Annotated in this window: 8 protein-coding genes; 4 read left to right on the forward strand and 4 right to left on the reverse strand. The window is 66.6% G+C overall.

The window, feature by feature from the left end; all coding sequences use genetic code 11:
- Window positions 1–4 precede the first annotated feature (4 nt).
- From coaD to queA, 3 genes are all read left to right on the forward strand, one after another.
- Window positions 5–511: a pantetheine-phosphate adenylyltransferase gene (gene coaD / locus Q0316_RS17695; RefSeq protein WP_298674732.1), complete on the forward strand. Its 507-nt coding sequence runs from the start codon at window positions 5–7 to the stop codon at window positions 509–511.
- Window positions 512–652: 141 nt separating this feature from the next.
- Entirely contained in the window at window positions 653–1369 is a 717-nt protein-coding gene (locus Q0316_RS17700) for a peptidylprolyl isomerase (protein WP_298674735.1), read from the forward strand.
- A 26-nt stretch (window positions 1370–1395) separates the two neighbouring features.
- Window positions 1396–2421, forward strand: coding sequence for a tRNA preQ1(34) S-adenosylmethionine ribosyltransferase-isomerase QueA (gene queA, locus Q0316_RS17705; RefSeq protein WP_298674738.1), 1026 nt, complete (start codon window positions 1396–1398; stop codon window positions 2419–2421).
- A gap of 7 nt (window positions 2422–2428) precedes the next feature.
- Here queA and Q0316_RS17710 read toward each other — a convergent pair whose 3' ends face one another.
- The 4 genes from Q0316_RS17710 to ligK are packed head-to-tail and all read right to left on the reverse strand — an operon-like array spanning window position 2429 to window position 6030.
- Window positions 2429–3418 carry an aldo/keto reductase gene (locus Q0316_RS17710; protein ID WP_298674741.1) on the reverse strand — a complete coding sequence of 330 codons (990 nt, stop codon included), beginning with the start codon at window positions 3416–3418 and terminating at the stop codon, window positions 2429–2431.
- Complete coding sequence (locus tag Q0316_RS17715; protein ID WP_298674744.1) at window positions 3415–4305, reverse strand: amidohydrolase; 891 nt, start codon at window positions 4303–4305, stop codon at window positions 3415–3417. Before Q0316_RS17715 ends, Q0316_RS17710 begins: the two co-directional genes overlap by 4 nt.
- Window positions 4302–5363 (reverse strand): 4-oxalomesaconate tautomerase, encoded by a 1062-nt coding sequence (locus Q0316_RS17720; protein ID WP_298674747.1) that lies wholly within the window; start codon window positions 5361–5363, stop codon window positions 4302–4304. Before Q0316_RS17720 ends, Q0316_RS17715 begins: the two co-directional genes overlap by 4 nt.
- Window positions 5356–6030 carry a 4-carboxy-4-hydroxy-2-oxoadipate aldolase/oxaloacetate decarboxylase gene (gene ligK, locus Q0316_RS17725; RefSeq protein WP_298674749.1) on the reverse strand — a complete coding sequence of 225 codons (675 nt, stop codon included), beginning with the start codon at window positions 6028–6030 and terminating at the stop codon, window positions 5356–5358. The genes Q0316_RS17720 and ligK overlap by 8 nt, the downstream gene beginning before the upstream one ends.
- A 105-nt stretch (window positions 6031–6135) precedes the next feature.
- On the opposite strand from ligK, the gene Q0316_RS17730 reads away from it, so the two are divergent.
- On the forward strand, window positions 6136–6395 hold a 260-nt coding region (locus Q0316_RS17730), incomplete at its 3' end, for a LysR family transcriptional regulator (RefSeq protein WP_298674752.1).

Below are 6395 nucleotides of genomic sequence, written 5' to 3' on the forward strand. Positions count from 1 at the left end.
GGTTATGAGCACCCGCATCGGGGTTTACCCCGGCACCTTCGATCCGATCACGCTGGGCCATATGGACATCATCCGGCGCGGCGCCAAGCTGGTCGACCGGCTGGTGATCGGGGTGACGACCAACCCGTCCAAATCCCCGATGTTCTCGCTGCCCGAGCGGATGGCGATCGTCGAGCGCGAAGTGGCGGCGATCGACGCCGATATCCGCGTCGTCAGCTTCGATTCGCTGCTGATGGACTTTGCCGAGCGCGAAGGCGCGAGCGTCATCGTGCGCGGGCTGCGCGCCGTCGCTGATTTCGAATATGAATATCAGATGGCGGGCATGAACCAGCAACTCAACGCGACAATCGAGACGATTTTCCTGATGGCCGATGTTGCGCTCCAGCCAATCGCCTCGCGGCTGGTGAAGGAAATCGCGATCTTCGGCGGGGAAATCGGCAAGTTCGTCACGCCCAGCGTGCGCGATGAAGTGCTGGCCCGCGTGCAGGTGCTTGGCCGCCGCGGCGTGTGAAGGTTCAGATTGGCGCAAGCGGCGCTATGCTCTACGGACCAGACGCAACTGGGATGGTGTCGTGGCGGAGGCGATCACGGCATCACCCCTTTTGAGTGTGCCCCGCGGGGCGCGCGATAACCGAGCTGGAAAGTCCGATTGATGCGTTTCACTGCTGTGGTAGCGATCCTTGGTGTGCTCGCGTCGGCGCCGGCCATCGCCAAGGAAAAGAAGGATACGGTCGTGCCGACCGCCGCGCCGGTGGTGCGTGCCGCGCCGCCGCCGATGACCGATACGACCAACCAGTGGCTGCTCGATCTTTCGGACGGTGGCCGCGTGACGATCTGGCTGCGCCCGGATGTGGCGCCGCTGATGGTCGAACGGATCAAGACGCTTACCCGCCAGCATTTCTACGACGGGCTGACCTTCCACCGCGTGATCGACGGCTTCATGGCGCAGGGCGGCGATCCGAAGGGTGACGGCTCGGGCGGCTCCACGCTGCCTGACGTGAAGGCGGAATTCAATTATCTGCCGCATGTTCGCGGAGCCGTCGCCGCCGCGCGCGCGCAGTCCGACGACAGCGCCAACAGCCAGTTCTACATCGTTCTTCAGCCCAAGCTTTCGCTCGATCACAAATATACGGTCTTCGGCCGGGTGATCGACGGGATGCAATATGTCGACGGGATCGAACGCGGCGAGCCGCCGGCAAACCCCACGCACATCCTCCACGCCTATATCGCGAGCGACAATCCCCCGGCCTATCAGCCGGGGCCGCCGCCGGCGGTGAACGCCGCCGCCGTGCTGGGGCCGGTCACCCTGCCGGGGGCGACGCCCAAGCCCGCTCCAGCCAAAGCGCCGATGAAGCCGAAGAAGCAGTAACGCGCGCCACCGCGCGAGGCCCGGAAATGAACGTCGACCTGTTCGATTTCACCCTGCCGGCGGAGCGGATCGCGCTGCGCCCGGCTTCCCCGCGCGAATCCGCGCGAATGCTCGTCGTGCGCGGCGACGGGATGCGGGACCGGACGGTGAGCGACCTGCCTGGCGAGTTGCGCGCGGGCGACCTGCTCGTCTTCAACGATACGCGCGTGATCCCGGCCCAGCTTGAGGGCACGCGCGGCGCGGCGCGGATCGGCGCGACGCTCCACAAGCGCGAAGGCCCCCGTCGCTGGCGCGCCTTCATCCGCAACGCCAAACGGGTGCGCGACGGCGACACGATTGATTTCGGCGCAGGCGTCAGCGCGATGGCGAGCGAGCGCGCGGCGGACGGCAGCATCGCGCTCGATTTCGCCGGGGACGAGCCGGTAGAGTTGTTGCTCGAACGCGCGGGGCGGATGCCGCTCCCCCCCTATATCGCCGCCAAGCGCCCGACCGACGCGCGCGATGCCGAGGACTATCAGACGATGTTCGCGCGTGAGGCCGGCGCGGTCGCCGCCCCCACCGCCGCGCTGCACTTCACCCCCGCGCTGATCGCGGCACTTGAGGCGGCGGGAATCGGCCATACCACGCTGACGCTGCATGTCGGCGCGGGAACCTTCCTGCCCGTAAAGGCTGACAATACCGACGATCATGTGATGCACGCCGAATGGGGCCGGATCGACCAGGCCACCGCCGATCGCCTCAACGCCACGCGCGCGCGCGGCGGGCGGGTGATCTCCGTCGGCACCACGTCATTGCGGCTGATCGAGAGCGCGGCTGACGCGGACGGCATCATCCACCCGTTTGAAGGCGACACCGCGATCTTCATCACCCCTGGTTATCGTTTTCGCGGGATCGACGGGCTGGTCACCAACTTTCACCTGCCGCGATCGACATTGTTCATGCTGGTGTCGGCGCTGATGGGGCTCGATCGGATGCAGGCGGCCTATGCCCATGCCATCGTGAACGAATATCGCTTCTATTCCTATGGAGACGCGTCACTGCTGCTGCCGTGATCGGCCCTCAGGAAAACTCCTCGGTGTCGATCTCCGCCTGAGTCGCGGCAGGGTAGCGCGGGCCGGCGATCGCCTCGGGCGCCATCAAGCGATCGACCTGATCGAGAAGGCCCGCCGGCAGGCTCGCGGGTGTCGCGAAATTTTCCTCAAGATGCGCGATCGAGGTGGTGCCGGGAATCGCGGTGACGTGCGGCCCGCGCGACAACACCCAGCCGAGCGACAATTGCGCCGGCGTGCATCCCGCCTCCACCGCAAGCGCCCGGAAACGCGCGAGCAATTCGAGATTGCGTTCAAGATTGCCCGGCTGGAAGCGCGGCATGGCGCGCCGGATGTCGCCCGGCTCAAGCGCATCCGCCGAATGCACCGCATCGGCCAGAAAACCACGCGCGACCGGCGAGAAGGCGACCAGCGACGCCTCCAGTTCGCGCGTCGCCTCAAGCACGCCCAGTTCGACATTGCGCGACCAGGGCGAATATTCGTTCTGCACCGCCGCGATCGGATGCACCGAATGCGCGCGGCGCAGCGTTGCGGCAGAGATTTCGCTGAGGCCGATCGCGCGGATCTTGCCCGCCTCCACCATCCGCGAAAGCGCGCCGACCGATTCCTCGATCGGCACCTTTTTGTCCCACCGATGGAGGTAATAAAGGTCGATCACGTCGGTCTTGAGCCGGGCGAGCGACTGCTCGATCGTCGCGAGCAGGGTTTCCGGTCGCCCGTCGATCACGCGCTTGCCGTCCACCCCGGTCATCCCGCACTTCGAGGCGAGGACATATTCCCGCCGGCGATGCCCGATCGCCTCCCCCAGCAGCGTTTCGTTCGCGCCGAAGCCGTAAAGTGCTGCCGTGTCGAGAAAATCATAACCCAGATCGAGCGCCCGGTTGAGCAGCCGCACCGCCTGATCGCGCGGCGGCGGCGAGCCATAGGCATGGCTCAGCGACATGCAGCCGAGCGCGAGGGGATTGACGTCGAACGGGCCGACCCGGCGTTTTGCGCTCACATTTCCTCCGGCCAATACAGGCGCATCGGATTATCGACGAGCAGCTTGCGCTGCAACTCGGGCGTCGGCGCGATGCGCGGGATCACATCGACCAGCGCGCCATCGTCGGGGATATCGTCCTGCATATTGGGATGCGGCCAATCCGTTCCCCATAATATGCGATCCGGATAATCCGCCACCAGCGGTCGCACCGCGCGGACGAAATCGTCATAGGGCGCGCCCTTCGGATCGAGCCGATCAGGGCAGGTCACCTTGGTCCAGATATCGTCACGGCTGTCGAGCAGCGCGCGAAAAGCGCGCATGTCCGCGCCCTCTGGCCCCTGCGACACATCGGGGCGCCCCATATGGTCGATCACCACAGGAACCGGAATCGCGGCGAGGAACGGGCGCAATTCCTCCAGAATGTCCGCCTCGAAATAAACGACGACATGCCAGCCGAGCCGCGCGATGCGCTGCGACACGGCGATGAATTTATCCTTCGGCGCGTCATCCACCAGCCGCTTGAGGAAATTGAACCTGACACCGCGCATCCCGCCCGCGTGGAGCCGATCGAGTTCGGCGTCACCAATCGCCGGATCGACCACCGCGACGCCGCGCGCCCGACCGCCGGACGCCGCGATCGCATGGAGCGTCGCGGCATTGTCTATGCCGTGGCAACTCGCCTGAACGATCACGTTGCGGCTGAAACCAAGATGATCGCGCAGCGCGAATAGCGCCTCAGCGCCCGCGTCCCGCGGCAGATATTTGGCCTTCGCGCTGAACGGAAACTGCGCCATCGGCCCGAATACATGGCAATGCGCGTCGATCGCGCCGGGCAGCGGAGTGAAGCCGGGTTTCGACGGATCGTTCGTCCAGCTCAGGATGCGGCCTGCCTGCTCATCACTCATCCGAACACCACTCCGTCCATCAGCTTGCGCGCGGTGCGCAACATTCCCGCCTCCACCGGCTGCCCCGTCTCATCCACGGTCACGACGCATTCGGTAACGCCGCTCGGATGCTCGACACCAAGCGTCTTGCTGCGTCCATCCGGCAGGCGGGCGAGCGCGTGGGCGGGCGATCCCTCGATCAGGCACGCGGTCGCCACGCTGACCGCGCCGAGCACGCCGATCGAGGCATGAACGCGGTGCGGAATCAGCGAGCGGACCGCGATCGCCCCGCCCTCGCGCGGGCGCGCGACCAGCATCATCTTGGGCACCGATTTGGCGGTGACATCGCCAAGGTTCATCAGCGGCCCGGCAGCGAGACGGATCGCCTCCACCTTCGCCTTCATCGCCGCATCGGCATCAAGCGTGTCGCGATCCTCATACCCCGTTACACCGACGCTTTCGGCGCTGAGCACGACGCAGGGCATCCCGTTGTCGATCAGCGTGCAGGCGACCCCGGCGATCCGATCCACGCCCGCGCCGGTCGGCAGCAGCGCGCCGCACGACGAACCCGCGGTATCGCGGAAAGCGAGCGGGATCGGCGCCGCCGTGCCCGGCACGCCACTGATCGCAGCCTCGCCGGCATAAGCCACCGTGCCGCCCGGCGTCCGCACCGTGGCGACCGCCACCTGCCCGGTATTCTCCATGAAGATCGCGACGCGGGTTTCCCCGTCCTGTGCGGCGACCAGCCCACGCTCGATCGCGAACGGGCCGACTCCGGCAAGGATATTGCCGCAATTCTGCGCGTCGCTGACGATCGCCTGTTCGACAAAGACCTGCAGGAACAGATAGTCGATATCGACGCCGGGGCGTGTCGACTTGCGCACCACCGCCACCTTGGAGGTCAGCGGATCGGCGCCGCCCATCCCGTCGATCTGGCGCGGATCGGGGGAGCCCATCACGCGCAGCAGAAAGGCATCACGCGCGGCCGCGTCGGCGGGAAGGTCTTCGCCAAGGAAATAGCCGCCCCTGGACGTGCCGCCGCGCATCCACATGCAGCGCACACCGATCGCCTCAGACATATTTCAATCCCATCTGGGCGAGTTTCCCGCGCATGTCATAAATGTCTAGGCCGAGTTCGCCCGCCGCGAGCCGGGCGCGCTTGGCTTCCTCATTGGCTTCGCGCGCCCGCGCCTTTTCGAGCACGACCGCCGCATCGGCGCGCGGCACGACGCACACGCCGTCATCATCGGCGATCACCACGTCGCCGGGGTGGACCAGCGCGCCGGCGCAGACCAATTGGACATTCACCGAACCAAGCGTAGCCTTGACCGTCCCTTGCGCGAACACCGCCTTCGACCAGACCGGGAACCCCATTTCGGTAAGATCCCGCACATCGCGCACGCCCGCATCGATAATCAGCCCGCGACAGCCGCGCGCCATCGCGGAAGTGGCGAGAAGATCACCGAAATAACCGTCTTCGCAGGGGCTGGTGGGGGCGAGCACCAGGACATCGCCTTCGCGCAATTGCTCGATCGCGACATGGACCATCCAGTTATCGCCCGGCGGGGCGGAAATCGTGACCGCGGTGCCCGCGATCCGGGCGCGCGGATAGATCGGGCGCATGTGGCTTGCCATCAGCCCGGTGCGGCCCTGCGCCTCGTGCACGGTGGCGACGCCGCAGGCGGCGAGGCCGTCCACTATGGCGAGTGGGGGGCGCTCCACCCCGGTCACGACCACGCCTGCCATCCTCATTCTCCTCATCACGGGGCGCGAAACCTCGTTCGCCCATCGAGAAAACACAATTCCGAATTGCGATGCACCGATAAGTTTATGCTATACGTCGCCAACACGATGACCCGCCCGTTCGACCTCAACCTGCGCCATTTGCGCGCGCTGCCGCTGATCGCGGAACGCGGCAGCATGAGCGCGGCGGCGGAGGCGATCGGCCTGTCGCAACCGGCACTCGCGCAGGGGCTGGCCAAGCTTGAGGAGCGGTTCGCCACGATGCTGTTCGAGCGGCTTCCAGACGGGATGCGCGCGACCGAGGCGGGCGCGCGCGTGATCCCGCGCGTGCGCGCCGCGCACGACCGGCTGGCGCGCGCGATGCGCCC

Origin of the sequence: uncultured Sphingomonas sp. (assembly GCF_937871615.1) — a bacterium.
In the GTDB taxonomy this organism is placed as follows: domain Bacteria; phylum Pseudomonadota; class Alphaproteobacteria; order Sphingomonadales; family Sphingomonadaceae; genus Sphingomonas.